The 18,193-nt window shown below is 56.4% G+C and carries 15 protein-coding genes, 1 tRNA gene and 2 pseudogenes; 13 read left to right on the forward strand and 5 right to left on the reverse strand.

Annotated features, from left to right (window positions below):
• Positions 1–730: 730 nt before the first annotated feature.
• From NMB39_RS18270 to NMB39_RS18325, 12 genes and pseudogenes are all read left to right on the forward strand, one after another.
• Positions 731–2,602 carry a type VI secretion system Vgr family protein gene (locus NMB39_RS18270; RefSeq protein ID WP_494340296.1) on the forward strand — a complete coding sequence of 624 codons (1,872 nt, stop codon included), beginning with the start codon at positions 731–733 and terminating at the stop codon, positions 2,600–2,602.
• 6 nt (positions 2,603–2,608) lie between these two features.
• Positions 2,609–3,190: a DcrB-related protein gene (locus NMB39_RS18275; RefSeq protein ID WP_339495158.1), complete on the forward strand. Its 582-nt coding sequence runs from the start codon at positions 2,609–2,611 to the stop codon at positions 3,188–3,190.
• 37 nt (positions 3,191–3,227) lie between these two features.
• Positions 3,228–3,689 (forward strand): DcrB-related protein, encoded by a 462-nt coding sequence (locus NMB39_RS18280; protein ID WP_339495160.1) that lies wholly within the window; start codon positions 3,228–3,230, stop codon positions 3,687–3,689.
• A gap of 6 nt (positions 3,690–3,695) precedes the next feature.
• Entirely contained in the window at positions 3,696–7,829 is a 4,134-nt protein-coding gene (locus tag NMB39_RS18285; protein ID WP_494340295.1) for an RHS repeat-associated core domain-containing protein, read from the forward strand.
• A 5-nt stretch (positions 7,830–7,834) separates the two neighbouring features.
• Positions 7,835–8,152: a hypothetical protein gene (locus tag NMB39_RS18290; RefSeq protein ID WP_494340294.1), complete on the forward strand. Its 318-nt coding sequence runs from the start codon at positions 7,835–7,837 to the stop codon at positions 8,150–8,152.
• Positions 8,153–8,167: 15 nt separating this feature from the next.
• On the forward strand, positions 8,168–10,477 hold the full coding sequence (locus tag NMB39_RS18295; protein WP_494343361.1) for an RHS repeat-associated core domain-containing protein: 2,310 nt from the start codon (positions 8,168–8,170) through the stop codon (positions 10,475–10,477).
• Between the two features lie 459 nt (positions 10,478–10,936).
• Positions 10,937–11,014 (forward strand): annotated as a pseudogene (locus NMB39_RS18300) (type IV secretion protein Rhs); the annotation flags it as partial.
• Between the two features lie 87 nt (positions 11,015–11,101).
• Positions 11,102–11,344, forward strand: a complete 243-nt coding sequence (locus tag NMB39_RS18305) for an HYD1 signature containing ADP-ribosyltransferase family protein (protein WP_494343369.1) — start codon at positions 11,102–11,104, stop codon at positions 11,342–11,344.
• A 2-nt stretch (positions 11,345–11,346) separates the two neighbouring features.
• Entirely contained in the window at positions 11,347–11,664 is a 318-nt protein-coding gene (locus tag NMB39_RS18310) for a transposase family protein (protein WP_494340293.1), read from the forward strand.
• A 127-nt stretch (positions 11,665–11,791) separates the two neighbouring features.
• Positions 11,792–12,297, forward strand: a pseudogene (locus NMB39_RS18315) (RHS repeat domain-containing protein); the annotation flags it as partial.
• A gap of 188 nt (positions 12,298–12,485) precedes the next feature.
• Positions 12,486–12,683: a hypothetical protein gene (locus NMB39_RS18320; RefSeq protein WP_046072009.1), complete on the forward strand. Its 198-nt coding sequence runs from the start codon at positions 12,486–12,488 to the stop codon at positions 12,681–12,683.
• Positions 12,684–13,425: 742 nt separating this feature from the next.
• On the forward strand, positions 13,426–13,572 hold the full coding sequence (locus NMB39_RS18325) for a hypothetical protein (protein ID WP_411741036.1): 147 nt from the start codon (positions 13,426–13,428) through the stop codon (positions 13,570–13,572).
• A 105-nt stretch (positions 13,573–13,677) separates the two neighbouring features.
• Here NMB39_RS18325 and NMB39_RS18330 read toward each other — a convergent pair whose 3' ends face one another.
• Positions 13,678–13,944 (reverse strand): hypothetical protein, encoded by a 267-nt coding sequence (locus NMB39_RS18330; protein WP_494340292.1) that lies wholly within the window; start codon positions 13,942–13,944, stop codon positions 13,678–13,680.
• A 420-nt stretch (positions 13,945–14,364) separates the two neighbouring features.
• Here NMB39_RS18330 and NMB39_RS18335 point away from each other — a divergent pair, with 420 nt between their 5' ends.
• A complete protein-coding gene (locus tag NMB39_RS18335; RefSeq protein ID WP_198720951.1) occupies positions 14,365–14,664 on the forward strand; it encodes a hypothetical protein in 300 nt (99 codons plus the stop codon).
• Between the two features lie 276 nt (positions 14,665–14,940).
• Here NMB39_RS18335 and NMB39_RS18340 read toward each other — a convergent pair.
• The 4 genes from NMB39_RS18340 to gacA form a co-directional block, all read right to left on the reverse strand.
• Positions 14,941–15,016: transfer RNA gene (locus NMB39_RS18340), tRNA-Gly, on the reverse strand.
• Positions 15,017–15,076: 60 nt separating this feature from the next.
• On the reverse strand, positions 15,077–15,637 hold the full coding sequence (gene pgsA, locus NMB39_RS18345) for a CDP-diacylglycerol--glycerol-3-phosphate 3-phosphatidyltransferase (RefSeq protein ID WP_034119069.1): 561 nt from the start codon (positions 15,635–15,637) through the stop codon (positions 15,077–15,079).
• 32 nt (positions 15,638–15,669) lie between these two features.
• The gene (gene uvrC / locus NMB39_RS18350; RefSeq protein ID WP_043050236.1) at positions 15,670–17,493 is read right to left on the reverse strand and encodes an excinuclease ABC subunit UvrC; all 1,824 of its coding nucleotides are present in this window, start codon (positions 17,491–17,493) and stop codon (positions 15,670–15,672) included.
• A 1-nt stretch (position 17,494) separates the two neighbouring features.
• Positions 17,495–18,136 carry a response regulator transcription factor GacA gene (gene gacA / locus NMB39_RS18355; protein WP_003190387.1) on the reverse strand — a complete coding sequence of 214 codons (642 nt, stop codon included), beginning with the start codon at positions 18,134–18,136 and terminating at the stop codon, positions 17,495–17,497.
• Between the last annotated feature and the right edge of the window lie 57 nt (positions 18,137–18,193).

Below are 18,193 nucleotides of genomic sequence, written 5' to 3' on the forward strand. Positions count from 1 at the left end.
CATACTGCGTCCTCGGGACAATGCTTTTAATATTATCACCTCCAGAACTTCGCCTCCTAGGTGTAGCGTTAATTGGATTACTATTAGTCAAATACGTTCACTGCGCCTACATCACCGAAAGCTTCACCAGATGCATGTCGTTTATGCTGCACCTACTACTATTTTTTGTTTCCGCATTCTCATACGTCATCACATCCGCCCTCATCAACGAATATTTAATCACCTCTCTAACGACGTCTTTCGTGATTGGTTTTATTTCCCCCGCAGTGCACGCCATTCAGTACTTCCACGCTCGGTCTCGAAAGTATTTCAACTCTCCTTTTACAATCAGTGAATCGCGAGTCAAAACAACATACCCTAAGAATGTTTTATCTCCACGCAAGCATTTCGTGATTGTCGGAGCCTGCACAGGATTAATATCTATAATATTCCCGCACCTGGAGAAATTTGAGTTCACCCTCCTATTTTTCGGAGTGTCAACGCTCATTGGTTGCACGTACATTTTTTACTATATGCGCAATACTGTTTCCGGGCTAAAGCAACTAAAACAGCACCAAAAAAAAGCAAATATCAGCTTAACCTTCTGCAATCTCGAAGAAATTCGCGTTTTGAGAAACGCCTCATGGATAGGTCGTAGTGTGCAATGGATTTTCAAGTAAAAAGCCATGGCACCCTCCCCTACATTTGAAACACCAACGTCACACAGCCCAAACACCTAGGATTCGCACAAATGGACCTGGAATCAATATTTGCGCCCCAAAATCGCCGTTTAATCAAACTGACAACACCCACTTTGGAGTTTCAAGAGTTACTGCTGGAAAATTTCAATGGCACTGAGGGTCTCTCACTGCTGTTCGAGTTTACCCTATCAATGCTCTCCCAAGACCCAGCACTTGAACTCAAGACACTGATCGGCAAACCTGCCTCCTTAGAGATCGAACTTGCCGATGGCGGAGCCCGCCACGTGCATGGCTATATCACCCAGTTTGGCAATTCCGGCAGCCAGGGCAACCTGATCCATTATTCGGCAACACTAACCCCTTGGCTGTGGATGCTCGGCAAACGCTTTAACTCGCGCATTTTCCAAAATCAGTCCATTGAGCAAGTCATCAGTTCGGTTTTTGCTGACTACGCACCGCTTGCCCAATACGAGTTCCGCTTGCTGGGTGATCTGCCGTCACGGAGTTACATTACCCAGTACCGAGAGTCTGATTTGAACTTCGTGCTGCGCTTGTTTGAGAGTGAAGGCCTGTTCTTTTATTTTGAGCACAGTGCCGACCAGCACACCCTGATCATTACCGACGCTTCCAACCTGCTCAAGCCATTGCCGCAGCAGCCCACCATCCGTTATCACAGCACGTCAATCAACGAGACCGCTGACTCGATCTTCAGATGGAGTGGCCATCGCCAGCTGCAGTCTGGAAAGATTGCCGTACAGACATTCGACTACAAACAACCGGATCACCTTTTACCGGTAAACCTGCAAAGCCTGAATCAGCAAGGCGATGTTACCGCTTACGAGATCTATGACTTCCCTGGGCAGTACACCCACGCAAGCAGCGCCGATGGTGAGCGTCTGGTGCGCCACCGCATCGAAGCCTTGGAAGTGCAAGGAAAAATATTCAGTGGCGCCAGCAACTGCCGGGCAATGTGCCCTGGCTTCACCTTTGAACTAACCCAGCACCATGAGCATGACCGCGACACGATAGAAGACCGGCAGTTTCAGTTGCTTACCGTGAACCATCAGGGTAGCAACAACTACCTGACCGGCAGTGAGGCTGGCTATCAAAATACCTTCACCTGCATCCGCAAGAAGATCCCTTTCCGTGCACAACCACTGACCCATCGCCCCACCGTCCACGGCCCGCAAACGGCCATCGTGGTCGGCCCGCCCGGTGAAGAGATCTTTACCGATGACATGGGCCGGGTGAAGGTCCATTTCCACTGGGACCGAGAGTCACGCGGCGCCAACAGCCAGCGCAAGAAAGAAGAGAGCTCCTGCTGGGTTCGCGTCTCGCAAACCTCAGCCAGCGGTGGCTTCGGCAGCATCCACATCCCCAGGGTTGGCGATGAAGTGGTGGTGTCGTTCCTGGACGGCCAGCCCGACCGCCCACTGATCACCGGCAGCGTTTACAACAGCAAGAACACACCGCCCTGGAGCTTGCCGGCCAACAAGACACAGAGTGGTTTTCTTACTCGATCGACCAAGGGCTCTGGGGCCAACGCCAACTCGCTGTTGTTTGAAGATAAGCAGGGCAGTGAGCGCATTTCGGTGCATGCCGAGCGAAATATGGACACCGAGGTTGAGCATGACGAAAGCCTCAGCGTGGGCAACAACCGTGTCACAAACGTAGGCGGTAGCCACACCGAAACGGTCAAGAAAGATGCCGCGATTACAGTGCTGGAAGGTGATTTTACCCTTACCACAACTCAGCAAGGCATTCACCTGTATGCCAAGACAACGGTGATCTTGCAGGTGGGGAACAGCAGCATTGTCATGACCCCTGAAAGCATTGCGCTCAAAGCAGATGCAATTCTCATTGAAGGTAGCCAAGGCACCACAGTGCAAGGCAAAACCGTTCACATCAATCAGGATTCCTAAGCCGCCATGATGAGACAACGCAACCTGTACGACCGGCTCAGCGAGAGGCGTTTGGCCGAACACAATGTTCCGACGGTTGAGGCAGATGAGCCTCCTGCGCCCGAGATCGCTGCATCAGCGCAAGACATAACAAGCGAGCTGCAGCCCGAGCACTGCCACCTCATTCTGGCGGGGTTGCAACTGAGGTTTCCGGAGCATCTCGCCCCTACTCGCGCTGAAATCACACTGTACAAACAAGGTCACCCAGTCTCGATCAACCTGCAACGGCTCCCGGTCCCGGACAACCATACCCTGGAGCGCGCCATGGACACCGAATGTGCAGAGCTTCAACACCACTGTAAACAACTCCACATCTTGAGACGCAGCGAACGCACGTTGGCAGGCGCCCGCGCCTTGGTGCTCGACTACCGCTTCACACGCGAGAACGAAGAAAAGCACGGCCGCAGTGTCGGCGTCTTGCTCCCCATAAACGGGCACACCCACCGGCAATGGTTCTGTATCAGCTGCGTATTCGGATGCCGCCATGAGGCGCTGTCCGATTGGCTTCCCGAATTCGATGCCTTACTCGACACATTGGCCAGTGCTTAACCCCTCCCCATCTTGATTTGCGCAGGATTGTTTTGTCATGGACTACCCACTACCAGAAGGTCGTATCAACTTGCCTCAGGGCTTTGAAGATCGCAGCGTCAACATGTTTATCCTGGGGAGCAGCATCCCTGCTCCACTAAGCATCACCCTCTCTCGCGACAACACGCTGCCCGGCGAAGAACTGAACACCTACTTCGAACGGCAAATCAAACTGATCAGCGCCAAGTACAAGGGTTACACGGTGCTGGGCCGCTCGGCGGCAGTACTGTCCCAAGCCCATCCGCTCCCTGGCTTGCAGGTTGACGCCTATTACTTCAATGACCGTCAGGCCTTTTTCCAGCGCCAGGCTGCGTTCGAAGTGCAGCCAGGACGAGTGCTGGTGTTCTCCACAACACGCCCGGGTGAGTTCAGCGCACAACAAAACACAGATTGGCTCACGCTGTTGAACAGCTTTGTACCCGAACCCGGGCTTACTACCACCACTTCCGAGCAGGAGTAGCCCGGCATGTTTGAGGCTGCTCGTTGGGACGATGAAATTGTTCACACCAGTGCATTGACCGGTTTTTTGATTGGGGCCGCTATCGGGTTGGCGATGGTAGCGTTCGCCGCTATCGCCATCGGTACGGGTGGCCTGGGTGCCTGTTTGCTGATAGGCCTGCTTGGCGCGCTCGGCCCCATGATGCCTTCCCTGGGGGAATCGATTGGTAAACACTTCAGCTCGGTGGCCGGGCACATCACCACGACCTCGCGCAACGTGTTTATCAATGGCAAGCGTGCAGCCATCGCCAAATACAGTGAACTGACATGCGACCAGCATACCGACCCGTTGATTGCCGAAGGATCTTCCAACGTCTTCATCAACAGCTTTCCCGCCGCGCGCAAAGGTGACAAGACCACCTGCGGAGCGACCATCGACGGCGGCTCGCCCAATGTATTCATTGGCGGCGGACGCGAACGATACCTGCCGGTGAACGATGAAGTTCCCGCTGAGCTGCGAGTTGCAGTGGATGTATTAATGGTGTTGGCGTCACTGGTCCGACCAAAAATGCCTGCCATGTCACCACGAAGCCTGCTGGCTGCCATGAAAGCAGCAAAACCATGCGTCAAGCGCTACGTGGCTGGATACATCGCCGGGAGCGTGCTGGAGAACTATGTGCTCAGCCCCGCATTGGATCGAGCGGCGGGGGCCATCTTCGGCAATCCAGTCGATGCCACCAACGGTCGCAAGATCTTGCCCGAAGAGCAGGAGACCGACTTCATTCTGCCGGGGCTGATGCCCATCCACTGGTCACGCTTTTATGCCAGCGACTTGAACGTGGATAGCGCACTGGGCCGTGGTTGGGTGCTGCCATGGGAGCAGTCCCTGCACCAGAACGGCGAATTCATCTACCTCAGCGATAACCAAGGCCGCAGCGTCCCCTTTGTCGTGCTGGAGCCAGGCGAACGCATCTACTCCCCCCATGAACGGTTGACCCTGGTGCGCAGCCAGGGCGGCCACTACCTGCTGCAAACCCTGGACAACACCTTCTTCTACTTCGGTGAAGTAACCGAAGACGGCAGCCCTGCCCCGCTGCTACGCATCGAGAACGCACTGGGCCACTACATCGCGCTGACCTACAACGAGATCGGCCAACTCACCGACGTAACCGCCAGCGGCGGTTGGCGCATGCACTTGCACTATGAGCACCCGATGGGACGCCTGACCGAGGTCAAGCGCGTCGTCGACAACCTGCCCGTGGAAACCCTCGTGCGTTATGGCTACGACGCCAACGGGCAGCTCAACCAGGTTATCAACCGCAACGGCGACATGGTTCGCCAGTTCGTCTACGAAGACGGCCTGATGGTCGTCCACCGCAACGCGCTGGGCTTGGCCTGCCAGTACCGCTGGCAACACCTCGGCGGCCAGCCGCGTGTGGTCGAGCATTGGACCAGCGATGGCGAGCACTATCACTTCACTTATGACCTGGAGGCCCGCACTACGCGCATCACCGATGTTTTGCAGCGCGAAGCTCAGGTCACCTATAACCATGACAGCCGGGTCATTGCCAGCCGGGACTTCGGCGGCGAACACTACACGATCGATCTGGATGACTGCGGTAACCTGGTCGGCCTGACGCTGCCGGGCGAACAGCGCCTGGCCTTTCAGTACGATGAATACTCGCGGCTGATCGCCGAAACCGATCCCCTCGGCCGCACCACCGAGTACCGCTATCACTTCAATACCCCGTTGGTGACGCGGGTCCGCGCACCGGACGGCGGCACCTGGCAAGCAGACTACGACCGTGCCGGCAACTTGATCTGCGAAACCGATGCCGTGGGCCAGGTCACGCGGTACGCCAATGGCGACGATGGCCTGCCCCACACCATTACCGACCCACTGCACAAAACCAAGACCCTGAGTTGGAACGCCTTTGCCCAGCTCACCCGCTATCAGGATTGCTCCGGCAAGGTCACTACCTATCGCTACGACGACCGCCAACACCTGATCGCCGTCACCGATGCCCTGAGCCAAGCCACCCAGTTTCAGTGCACCGCCCAAGGCGAAGTACTGCGTATCGAACATCCCGACGGCAGCGTAGAAAGCTTCGAGTACAACCCGTTGGGCCAGGTGATGGCCCACACTGACGGCGCTGGCAACGTCACTCGCCTGCACCGCAACGCCCGCGGCCTGCCTACCCAACGCCGTAACGCCGAAGGCCAGCGCACACATTACGAATACGACAAGGCCCAGCGCCTGGTGGCCCTGATCAACGAAAACAACGCCACCTACCGGTTTAACTACGACAGCGCCGACCGACTGATCAGCGAAATGCGCGTCGACCAATTGCAGCGCCAATTCACCTACAACACCAGCGGCCATCTGCTCTGCGTCGACGAAACCGGCCACGACGACAGCGGCGAGCGCCCGCAGCGTCGCACCGACTTCGAACGCGACGCGGCCGGCCGCCTGCTCAGCAAGATCACCGCCGAGGCGCGTCACGACTACCACTACGATGACGCCGATCGCCTGCTGAGCATCGCGCGTCAGCCCAGCCTGCAGGGCAAACGCCTGGGGGTGCAACCCGAAATCCTGCGCTTCAGCTACGATCCGCTGGGCCGGCTGATCGAGGAGGCCGGGCCACAAGGCACCCTGGGTTACCACTATGACCCGTTGGACAACCTCAGCACCCTGACCCTGCCGGATGGCCGCGCCCTCAACCACCTGTATTACGGCAGCGGGCACCTGCACCAGATAAACCTCGACGGCAAACTGATCAGCGACATCGAGCGCGACGACCTGCACCGTGAAGTGCTGCGCAGCCAGGGTCGTCTCAGCAGTTGCTTTGGTTACGACGTGCGCGGGCGTAAGCAGTGGCAATTCGCGTCGCGCCGGGGGGTGGAGTTCCTGTCGACAGCGCTCAACCCCACACTCGACACCAAGGGTCTGTTCGACGATTCAGGCAGTTACCTGCAGCGCCAGTATCACTACGACAAGGCCGGGGAACTGGCCAGCAGCAGCGACCGCCAGCGCGGCGCCACCGTTTATGCCTACCTGAAAACCGGCGACCTGCTCAGCCGCAGCACCAAGGAGCACCTGAACAACGAGCACTTCGAGACCGACCCGGCCGGCAACCGTCTCGACCCCCAGCGCGGCACCCGTTTCGGGCATATCAAGGACAACCGCCTGCGGCACTGGCAGCAATACCACTACCGCTACGACGCCTGGGGTAATGTGATCGAGCGGCGCAGCGCCCACCAGCGCCAGCTGTTTGAATACGACAGCGAGAACCGTTTGGTGCAGGCCCTGCGCTACGGTGATGGCGAACTGCTGAACGAGGCCCGGTATCAGTACGATTCCCTGGGCAGGCGCACGCACAAGCAGGTGGAGATCGAAGGGGCACTCACCACCACGCAGTTCCTCTGGCAAGGCTTGCGCTTGCTGCAAGAAACCTGCGGCGGCCGCCAGCAGCTGTATATCTATGAACCCGACAGCTATGCGCCGCTGGCGCGGGTGGACTGTACCGAGGGCGGCAAACCCAGCCTCTACTACTTCCACACCGACCAGATCGGCACACCGCTGGAGGTCACGAGCGCCCAGGGCGATCTGGTCTGGCAGGCCCGCTACAAGGCCTGGGGCGAAGTGAAGCGGTTCGAGGTGCAGAGCATGGAGCAGCACCTGCGCTTTCAGGGGCAATACTTCGATGTAGAGACCGGGCTTCACTACAACACGTTTCGCTATTACGATTCGGCGGTGGGCCGCTTTACCACGCAGGATCCGATTGGGTTGTTGGGTGGGAATAATCTGTATCAATATGCAGCAAACCCCTTAACATCCATCGACCCTCTTGGCCTAAAAACAATACGTTTGCGTCATTACACAAGCAATAAAGGCTTAGAGGGAATAATGGAAAGTATGGAAATTAAAGCAGGCGACCAAAACGCGGTATTCGCTGTAAAAGCCAAAGGAAAACCATTAAGCATGGCCGACGCAGCTGAAAAATTTAAAATCAAACAAAACCATGCAAGGAACCATATCGATTTCGACATCGACTCGAGCAGAGTCGAATTTAGAAAAAACAATCTGGGTGTTGAGGAATACAAAATAAAAGGCAGCATAAAGCTAGATAAAAATACCACAACATTTAAAAAAGGATGTTAACGAACATGACCGCCGGAACTGCATTCAACTCATCAGAATTCAAAAAAGCACTACTTCAACTTGAAGAAATAATACCTACTATAGACAAGATAGGTTCAGGCTTTGAAAGCAAAGAAGCTACTGCCTTAGCATTGCTCTTATTCTTCAGAGAGCGGAGCGTCCTCGATAAGTTATCATTTATCAGAAAAATCATAAGCCACACCCTTTCAAAAACATTAAGTGACGATGAGTTTCAAAAATTAATCGAAACCGATATAGATCTCTGGAAGCCACCCTATGACAAAAACGCGAATGAAATTTCCGCCCTTTTAGACAAAATATAAACATCAAGCGCCAACTTGATCTGCGAAACCGATGCCGTGGGCCAAGTCACGCGGTACGCCAATGGCGACGACGGCCTGCCCCACACCATTACCGACCCACTGCACAAAAACAAGACTTTGAGCTGGAACGCCTTTGCCCAGCTCACCCGCTATGAGGATTGCTCCGGCAAGGTCACCACCTATGACTACGACGACCGCCAACATCTGATCACCGTCACCGATGCCCTGCGCCAAGCCACCCAGTTTCAGTGCACCGCCCAAGGCGAAGTGCTGCGTATCGAACACCCCGATGGCAGCGTAGAAAGCTTCGAGTACAACCCGTTGGGCCAGGTAATGGCCCACACTGACGGCGCTGGCAACGTCACTCGCCTGCACCGCAACGCCCGCGGCCTGCCTACCCAACGCCGCAACGCCGAAGGCCAGCACACCCACTACGAATACGACAAGGCCCAGCGCCTGGTGGCCCTGATCAACGAAAACAACGCCACCTACCGGTTTAACTACGACAGTGCCGACCGACTGATCAGCGAAATGCGCGTCGACCAATTGCAGCGCCAATTCACCTACAACGCCAGCGGCCATCTGCTGGCTGTAGACGAAACCGGCCACGGCGACAGCGGCGAGCGCCCGCAGCGTCGCACCGACTTCGAACGCGACGCGGCCGGCCGCCTGCTCAGCAAGATCACCGCCGAGGCGCGGCACGACTACCACTACGATGACGCCGATCGCCTGCTGAGCATCGCGCGTCAGCCCAGCCTGCAGGGCAAACGCCTGGGGGTGCAGCCCGAAATCCTGCGCTTCAGCTACGATCCGCTGGGCCGCCTGATCGAGGAGGCCGGGCCACAAGGCACCCTGGGTTACCACTATGACCCGCTGGATAACCTCAGCACCCTGACCCTGCCCGATGGCCGCGCCCTCAACCACCTGTATTACGGCAGCGGGCACCTGCACCAGATCAACCTTGATGGGCTGCTGATCAGCGACATTGAGCGCGACGACCTGCACCGTGAAGTGCTGCGCAGCCAAGGCCGCCTCAGCAGTTGCTTTGGTTACGACGTGCGCGGACGTAAGCAGTGGCAATTCGCGTCGCGCCGGGGCGCCGAACACCTGTCACGGCTGCTGCAACCGCAGCGCGACACCCACGACCTGTTCGACGATCCCGGCAGTTACCTGCAGCGCCGGTATCACTACGACAAGGCCGGGGAACTGGCCAGCAGCAGCGATCGTCAGCGCGGTGCCAGCGTCTACCGCTACCTGAAAACTGGCGACCTGCTCAGCCGCAGTACAAAGGAACATCTGAACAACGAACACTTCGAGACCGACCCGGCCGGCAACCGCCTCGACCCCCAGCGCGGCACCCGTTTCGGGCATATCAAGGACAACCGCCTGCGGCACTGGCAGCAGTACCACTACCGCTACGACGCCTGGGGCAATGTGATCGAGCGACGCAGCGCAACTCAACGCCAGCTGTTTGAATACGACAGCGAGAACCGTTTGGTACATGCCCTGCGCTACGATGATGGCGAACTGCTGAACGAGGCCCGGTACCAGTACGATTCCCTGGGCAGGCGCACGCACAAGCAGGTGGAGATCGAAGGTGCACTCACCACCACGCAGTTCCTCTGGCAGGGCTTGCGCCTGCTGCAAGAGACCTGCGGCGGCGGCCAGCAACTGTATATTTATGAACCCGACAGCTATGCACCGCTGGCGCGGGTGGATCGCACAGACGGCGGCAAACCCAGCCTCTACTACTTCCACACCGACCAGATCGGCACACCGCTGGAGGTCACGAGCGCCCAGGGAGACCTGGTCTGGCAGGCCCGCTACAAGGCCTGGGGGGATGTGGAGCGGTTCGAGGTGCAGAGCGTCGAGCAGCACCTGCGCTTTCAAGGGCAGTACTTCGACGCAGAGACCGGGCTTCACTACAATACGTTTCGCTATTACGATCCGGGGGTGGGCCGCTTTACCACGCAGGATCCGATTGGGTTGTTGGGTGGGGAGAACCTGTATCAGTATGCGGTGAATCCGACGGGGTGGGTTGACCCGACGGGGCTGGCAGGAAATGATATTTTATTTGATAGTGAGTTCTGGAAAACCGTCAAAGGTTCCGTGAGAAAAACCACTATGCGCGTGAAAGGCGCCTCCGTATTTGAAATCACTAAAAAGGTGAATCTTGATGGAATTAAGAAAGGTGACTTTTTCCACCTCGACACCCTGCACCTTAATGAAATAGAAGTTTATGATTCAAAAAAATCTCACAAAGCCGTTTTCGATTTGAATGGCAATAAATCTGGAAATGCAATAAAAGGAAGATCTTGTGGATAGCTCAACAGAACTAGAAAAATACATTTTAGATGAAGTAACCTCTAAAAACCCCGACACCTTTATTATTGAACTGCATGAAGAGGGCACCTTCAACAAAACAAAGCTAAACACCTTATTAGAAAACTGCAAAAAACTAAACACCATATATCATACAACTGGAAAAACCACTCAATACAATACAATACTGAGTGGAATTATCTCCACCTTTGAGCACACCCTATTTCTTATATCCACCCACTTCATGCCCGATGATAACTTCCACATTAGTAATTACGAGTCAGACCTATCCTCTGAAATAATATCTGACTATTATTTTGAATTTAGGAGCATAACCAGAAATTTTATTCTTTAAATGACAACCCCTCTTATGCCAACGTAAATATAGCTCCGCACCCGACAGGGCATACCTGCTTATAAAAACTCGGTCTCGGTTCGCTATTACAATCAAGTGGGAGAGAGGGGCGTTTTATCACGCAGGATCCGATTGGATTGCTGGGTGGGGCTAACCTGTATCAGTATGCGGTTAAACCTACGGGGTGATTTGATCCGCTGGGCTTAAGCACAGTCCGACTGCGCCATTACACAAACAACCAAGGAATTAAGAGTATACAAAATGACGGTATAATTAGAGCATACGATCAGAATAAAGTTTTCACAGAGAAAGCCAAGGGCAAACCACTTAGCGCGGCAGACGCCGCTGAAAAATACGGTATAGCGAAGAAAGATGCACGAAACTACGTAGAGTTCGACATGGACACATCGAAAGTCACTAAAGTGTCAAACCCTCTGACACAGGCCACCGAATATGTTATCGATGGTGATGTGGATCTAAAAAAATCGAAACCGAAATTTTTTAGCAGGTGCTAACAATGCAAATTGAAAACAACCAAGCCATTGTAATTATTGAAGACCTCGAAAGAATTAGAGTTTCTCTCGCCAAATTAGGAGCAAGCAACCCTGACAACATCGAGCAACTCTCACTAAATCTACTTCACTACTTTATAAAAAACGAAGTTTTCAAAAAAATAAGCTCCGCGCATAAAGTTTTGGTTGAGAGCGCAGAGCGCGATGAAATACTAAATAGCCAGCTCGACGATTTTTTTGAAAAAATCGCCTACCCTCCACTTGAGACTAATATCACCGCATCAGACTTGAGCGAAATAATTAAACAAAAACAAAAAATATAGAAGGTACGATAAAGATTTTAGTTAAGCAGTAGGCCAGGATTCGTGTACATTACTCAACTTTATTACAGCATCCTGGCCAGCCTACCCAATACCGCAACGCTGAAGATCAGTACATCAATTGGTAGACCTGATCAGCGAACTGCACGTCGACCAGCTACAGCGCCAGTTCACCTACAACGCCAGCGGCCATCTGCTCTGCGTCGACGAAACCGGCCACGACGACAGCGGAGAGCGCCCGCAGCGTCGCACCGACTTCGAACGCGACGCGGCCGGACGCCTGCTCAGCAAGATCACCGCCGAGGCGCGTCACGACTACCACTACGATGACGCCGATCGCCTGCTGAGCATCGCGCGTCAGCCCAGCCAGCAGGGCAAACGCCTGGGGTGCAGCCCGAAATCCTGCGCTTCAGCTATGATCCGCTGGGCCGGCTGATTGAGGAGGCCGGGCCACAAGGCACCTTGGGTTACCACTATGACCCGTTGGACAACCTCTGCACCCTGACCCTGCCGGATGGCCGCGCCCTCAACCACCTGTATTACGGCAGCGGGCACCTGCACCAGATCTACCTCGACGGCAAACTGATCAGCGACATCGAGCGCGACGAAGTGCTGCGCACTAGGGCGCCCTGCACCGTCACCGCTCTATTCAGTCACCCTTGAAAGATCGCTCCTACACCTTGTCCAAACACTTCCGACGGCCCCATCTGAAATACCCAACAGTCACGAAAAATGACGAGCCATTTTCTAGAATAAACGTTATTTATTAAGTTGTTTAGGGCAAGAATCCCACGCGTCCAGTCATCTCATAAAGAAATAGGATCATGCTAAATACCTCATTTTTTCCCTCATTACGTACCGCCATCGGTACAGCCCTTCGGCCCCGACAGCTCAATCGAGAAGAAGAGCGCCTGGTCCACAACTACCGTTGCTTGTCGGAACAGGATCGTGAAGCGGTGCGCTGCCTGATGTTTGCGGTCAAGGAAACCAGCGAGGCGAACACCCTCACCCATAAAAAGTGACACCGCCATGGGGCAGCGAACAATGAAGTACCTGCGGGGTTGGACACGTTGCCAAGCCTGCCTCATGGAACTTTCCTACCCAGCCGAAGCATACCTGCCGACCCGACAAGCCAAGCCATTACGCACGTGTTTGTGACCGCGACCTCGCCGCCGAAACGTTCTACCTTGCTGAAGTACGAAGCCCCATCGCCGTGGAGGATCTGCATATCCCCATGCTCGCCTTCGTCATCCTCCAGCCCCGATTCCCCTTCGGTGGCCTGACCATCTCCCGCGGTGTCGACGCCCTGATCCGATAGGATCTGCTCGACCCGCTACCCTACGTTCGCAGACACATCTGCGGCGATTGGGGCGATGTGCGCGCAGAACATCGGCGCTACAACAACGCGGCTCTGGAACTGGGCGGTTACCTGCTGTCGTCCTAGACCATCAGTGACGGGTTGGCCCTGTGTATCTTCACCGAAGCGGACCGGACCTTACGGCGGTGTTCCTGCTGGATGAGTACTGACCACCGGCCATAAAACCGGCATGTGACTGATGCGGTTTAACGGACACCCGCCGCCAAGCAATCGACCACGCTGCGCCCATGTTCGCTGGCGTCACCGGCAACGTCCCAGGCGGTCAACGCCTTCAAGACCGCGGTGCGCCAACGGCCTATTGGCCGCGTTATCCCTTCATCCTTCCGTCATCCCAAGGGACGCCCACCCTTGCGGTTGGGGAGTCCCGCTGTTACAAGGAGACCACCATGTCATTGCTCTTCAAAGGCAGCGATCTGAAACCGGTGCTGGCAGAGGCTATCGCCAACCAATGTTCCATCATTCTGGTCAAGGACCAGGGCGTCTACTGGCTGCCGAGCGCGGTGTACGTCAAGCCAATGGCCGCCAGAAGTTGATTACCGTTGCGAGCCGTCACGCCGTAAGCCAATCACATAGCTGACTTTTACCCCCGCCTGCCTTGGCCTCTCTGCTGCGCGCTCCATCTCTTGTCGTCAGGAACCTCACCTCAGCCCCCCTGTTTTCAGCCAGTGGGCGTTGACGCTCAACAGTCGTGCGATCCTATCAAGCTGCAAGTGTGGGATGCCCCGCGCAAACCAGTTGTTCAGCCGCTGGGGGCTGATCTTCAAAAACAGTGCGAAATCCATTGGCGAGATCTTGCACTCACTCAACAACACCCGCAGACGCTCTCCGGAGCATTCCGCGCTGACAGCCCGGAGGGTCATTGATTGTCGCTCCGTACACACTTCTTTCTCTTGCCCAAAGGCCATTCCTTGCTCCTGGTGGAACTCCTTGTTTTTTTGCCCCGTTAACGATGCGGGCTCGCTGGGTATAAACACGACGCTCACCTAGCCCAATTTCTATGCCGCAAAGCCCCGTCGGTTGAACACGACAACGCGCTCATTTCAATCAGACATGGGCCGTTTCCATAGTTTGCTCAATCAGCGTCCAGCCGCGTGACCGATAAGCAACAACCGGCCGCTAGACCCTGCTGTAGCTGATTTCCTACAGCTCCAGAAATATCTGCCGTGGGTTCCGTCTCGATTTCGGCCAAGTGATTGTGGGAGCAATTACGTGTTCCTAGACTCCGCAGCCGTAGGGCAAATCCCTGTCCCTTCGAAGATTCGAACAGGCGGCATGTAGCAAAACTCCCTGCTCACTGCTGCCCCCACTCGCAAGGAGCCACACCCGTGTCCAGAACCTCAACCACCCTCTTACTGCTTGTACTGGCCAGCCTGCTAACAGGCTGTTCCACCACCCCCAATGTTCTGCAAATGCACAAAGTCACCGCCGAAGCGATCGGCCTCGCTTCAACGGATGAGCTGACCATGGGCCCAGTGACCAAAGGCAAGGAAGACTTCCTGGGTGGTGCTGAACTGACGTTTAAAGCCACGACAGCAAAGGGACGCGTATTCAACTGCTCGACATTCATGACCCCGGGCATCCTGCTTGAGCCGCCGACGTACTCGCGCCTGACCTGCACGAAGTAAGCCCGACATCCGGTGCGGGCATCGCGCGCGACATGACGGCCCTGCCGGAGAAAGTGGCGTCCAGGCTCAGTAATTGCTGGTCGAAGTTGAAATTTTAGGTGCTGGCGGTGAGGTTATTGAACAGCGCCAGCGCGGCGAAGGCCGCTGACAGTAAGATGCCCATTACTGCCGGAACGAGCGTTTTGCTCCAACAACAAAAAAGACGCCAAAGCGTCTATTCCACAAATCGCGGGCAAAAAAAAGCCACTCGTTAGAGTGGCTTTTTTCTTTAATGCTTGGAGCGGGAAACGAGACTCGAACTCGCGACCCCGACCTTGGCAAGGTCGTGCTCTACCAACTGAGCTATTCCCGCTTGGTGATGCGCATTGTATAGAATCCTCAGCACCCGTCAAGCCCTTGATTCAAAAAAGTTTTATTTCTTTTCAACGGTGGTGCGTAGGTGGGGCCAGGCGGCGCGCAGGTATTGGAGCATGGACCACAGGGTCAAGCCGGCGGCGATCAGCAGCAAGGCGTAGCCCGTAAGGACCCAGAACGAGAAGTCCGATGGGTTGGCCAGCAGGATGACCAGCGCGAGCATCTGCGCGGCGGTTTTCCATTTGCCCATGTTCGACACGGCGACGTGAGCGCGGGCGCCGATTTCGGCCATCCATTCGCGCAGGGCCGAGACGACGATCTCGCGACCGATGATCACCGCAGCCGGCAGGGTCAGCCACAGGTTGCCGTGCTCCTGCACCAGCAGCACCAGGGCGACCGCCACCATGAGCTTGTCGGCCACCGGGTCGAGGAACGCGCCAAAGGGCGTGCTCTGTTCCAGGCGGCGGGCCAGGTAGCCGTCGAGCCAGTCGGTGGCGGCTGCGAAGGCGAACACGGAGCTTGAGGCTACATAGCTCCATTCATACGGCAAATAAAACAACAATATGAAAATCGGGATAAGCAGGACGCGTAGAACGGTAATCAGATTAGGGATATTCATCGGCACAACTGGCTACGAGGTGAGAAGGCATTCTATTCGCTGTGCAGGTTTGCATAAATCAGCTCAGCGAGCTTTTTACTGATACCGGGTGCTTTGGCTATCTCGTCAATGCTGGCACGGGACAGCTCCTGCAAGCCACCAAAATGTTTAAGCAAGTCGCGACGCCGTGTCGGACCTACCCCGGCAACCCCTTCCAGGGTTGAGGTTCGCCGGGTTTTGCCACGCCGCGCCCGGTGGCCGGTAATGGCGAAACGGTGGGCTTCGTCGCGGATCTGTTGAATCAGGTGCAGCGCGGGTGAGTCGCCCTTCAAAGTGAACTCATGGGCGGCATCATTCAAGTACAACGTCTCGAAACCGGCCTTGCGCGTGGTGCCCTTGGCCACGCCGAGCAGGATCAGGTCGGGCACGGCCAGTTCGTTGAGCACGTCTCGCGCCATGGATAACTGGCCCTTGCCGCCGTCTACCAGCAGGATATCGGGCAGCTTGCCCTCCCCGTCCTTTAATTTGCTGAAACGCCGCGTGAGCGCCTGGTGCATGGCCGCGTAGTCGTCCCCGGCGGTAACCCCTTCGATGTTGTAGCGCCGGTAGTCGGACTTGATCGGCCCTTCCGGCCCGAACACCACGCAAGAGGCCACCGTGGCCTCACCGCTGGAGTGGCTGATGTCGTAGCATTCCAGGCGCTGGGGCGGCTCGTCCAGATTGAGGACCTCGGCCAAGGCTTCGAAGCGTGCGGCAACATGCTGTCGATTGGCCAGACGTGCGCCCAGGGCCTGTTCGGCGTTGGTCACCGCCAATTGCTGCCAGCGCGCGCGGGTGCCGCGTACGCGATGGCTGATGTCCAGCTCACGGCCGCGCAGCTCGTGGATGGCCTCGATCAAGGTGGGGAAGTCTTCATGTACCACGTTGACGATCAGTTCCGACGGCAGGTCGCGCTCGGGGCTGCTGACGTAGTATTGGCCAAGGAACGCGGCCATCACCTCGGCAACGTCTTCGTCGATACCGGTCTGCGGGAAGAAGTTCTTGCTGCCCAGCACCCGGCCAGCGCGCACGCTGATCAGGTGCACGCAGGCACCACCCGGATTGACGAAGGCGGCGATCACATCGACGTCGCCGGTGCCGCCTTCCATGCTTTGCTGGTCCTGGACCCGGCGCAGCAAAGAGATCTGGTCGCGCAATTCCGCGGCCTTCTCGAAATCCAGGGTGCTGGCGGCTTGCTCCATGGCCACGGACAGCTCATCGGTGAGCGCATTGCTGCGCCCTTCGAGGAACATCACCGAGTGGCGCACATCCTCGGCGTACTCTGCCGGCTCCACCAAGCCTACGCAGGGCGCCTTGCAGCGCTTGATCTGGTATTGCAGGCACGGTCGCGTGCGGTTCTTGTAGAAGCTGTCTTCGCACTGGCGCACAAAAAAGGTTTTTTGCAGCAGGCTCAGGCTTTCACGAATCGCGCCCGCGCTGGGATAGGGGCCGAAGTACTTGCCCTTCTGCTTCTTCGCCCCACGGTGAATGCTCAGGCGTGGGAAATCGCCGTCCGATAGAAACACATAGGGATAGGATTTATCGTCGCGCAGCAGGATGTTGTAGGGCGGCCGCCATTCCTTGATCAGCGTCTGCTCAAGCAGCAGCGCCTCGGTTTCATTGGCGGTGATGGTGGTTTCCACCTGGGCGATGCGCGCCACCAAAGCGGCGGTTTTCGGCGCCAGGCCGGTCTTGCGGAAGTAGCTCGCCAGACGGTTCTTCAGGTTCTTGGCTTTGCCCACGTACAGCAGGCGCGCCTCGCTGTCGAACATGCGGTACACGCCGGGGCGGCCACTGCAGGTTGAGAGAAAGGCACTTGGATCAAACGGTGTGGTCATGTCAGGCGCTGGCGTCCACCATGCCGTGGCGCACCGCGAGCAGGGTCAATTCAACATCACTGCTGATGGCGAGCTTCTCGAAGATACGATAGCGGTAGGTGTTGACGGTCTTGGGCGACAGGCACAGCTTGTCGGAGATCGTCTGCACCTTCTGGCAACCGACGATCATCAGGGCGATCTGGATTTCCCGCTCCGACAGCGCATCGAACGGCGAATCGCTGGTGGGCTGGAAGGACTTGATGGCCAATTGCTGGGCAATCTGCGGGCTGATATAGCGTTGGCCGGCAAACACCAGGCGAATGGCTTGCACCATCTCCGCCAGGCCCGCGCCTTTAGTGAGATAACCGGCTGCACCGGCCTGCAGCAGGCGAGTCGGAAACGGGTCTTCCTCGCACACCGTCACCACCACGACCTTGATGTCGGGATGGCTGCGCAATAATTTGGTCGTGGCGCCCAGGCCGCCGATGCCCGGCATCTTGACGTCCATCAACACCACATCGGGTTTCAACTCTCGGGCCTTGATCAGGGATTCCTCCCCGGACTCGGCCTGGCCGACTACTTGCAGGCCGTCGATGTCAGCCAGCATTCGTGTAATGCCTGTACGAACGAGATCATGGTCATCGACTACTAGCACCCTAATCAAGCAGACACCTCGCGATATGGTCTTATAGATTGCTGAACACCTTAGCAAAAAACCAAG

The organism is Pseudomonas sp. FBCC-B545 (genome assembly GCF_059134095.1).

Coding starts and splice junctions, on each gene's coding strand:
- NMB39_RS18270 (WP_494340296.1), top strand. CDS start 731: ATGGACCTGGAATCAATATTTGCGCCCCAAAATCGCCGTTTAATCAAA.
- NMB39_RS18275 (WP_339495158.1), top strand. CDS start 2,609: ATGATGAGACAACGCAACCTGTACGACCGGCTCAGCGAGAGGCGTTTG.
- NMB39_RS18280 (WP_339495160.1), top strand. CDS start 3,228: ATGGACTACCCACTACCAGAAGGTCGTATCAACTTGCCTCAGGGCTTT.
- NMB39_RS18285 (WP_494340295.1), top strand. CDS start 3,696: ATGTTTGAGGCTGCTCGTTGGGACGATGAAATTGTTCACACCAGTGCA.
- NMB39_RS18290 (WP_494340294.1), top strand. CDS start 7,835: ATGACCGCCGGAACTGCATTCAACTCATCAGAATTCAAAAAAGCACTA.
- NMB39_RS18310 (WP_494340293.1), top strand. CDS start 11,347: ATGCAAATTGAAAACAACCAAGCCATTGTAATTATTGAAGACCTCGAA.
- NMB39_RS18320 (WP_046072009.1), top strand. CDS start 12,486: ATGCTAAATACCTCATTTTTTCCCTCATTACGTACCGCCATCGGTACA.
- NMB39_RS18325 (WP_411741036.1), top strand. CDS start 13,426: ATGTCATTGCTCTTCAAAGGCAGCGATCTGAAACCGGTGCTGGCAGAG.
- NMB39_RS18330 (WP_494340292.1), bottom strand. CDS start 13,944: ATGGCCTTTGGGCAAGAGAAAGAAGTGTGTACGGAGCGACAATCAATG.
- pgsA (WP_034119069.1), bottom strand. CDS start 15,637: ATGAATATCCCTAATCTGATTACCGTTCTACGCGTCCTGCTTATCCCG.
- uvrC (WP_043050236.1), bottom strand. CDS start 17,493: ATGACCACACCGTTTGATCCAAGTGCCTTTCTCTCAACCTGCAGTGGC.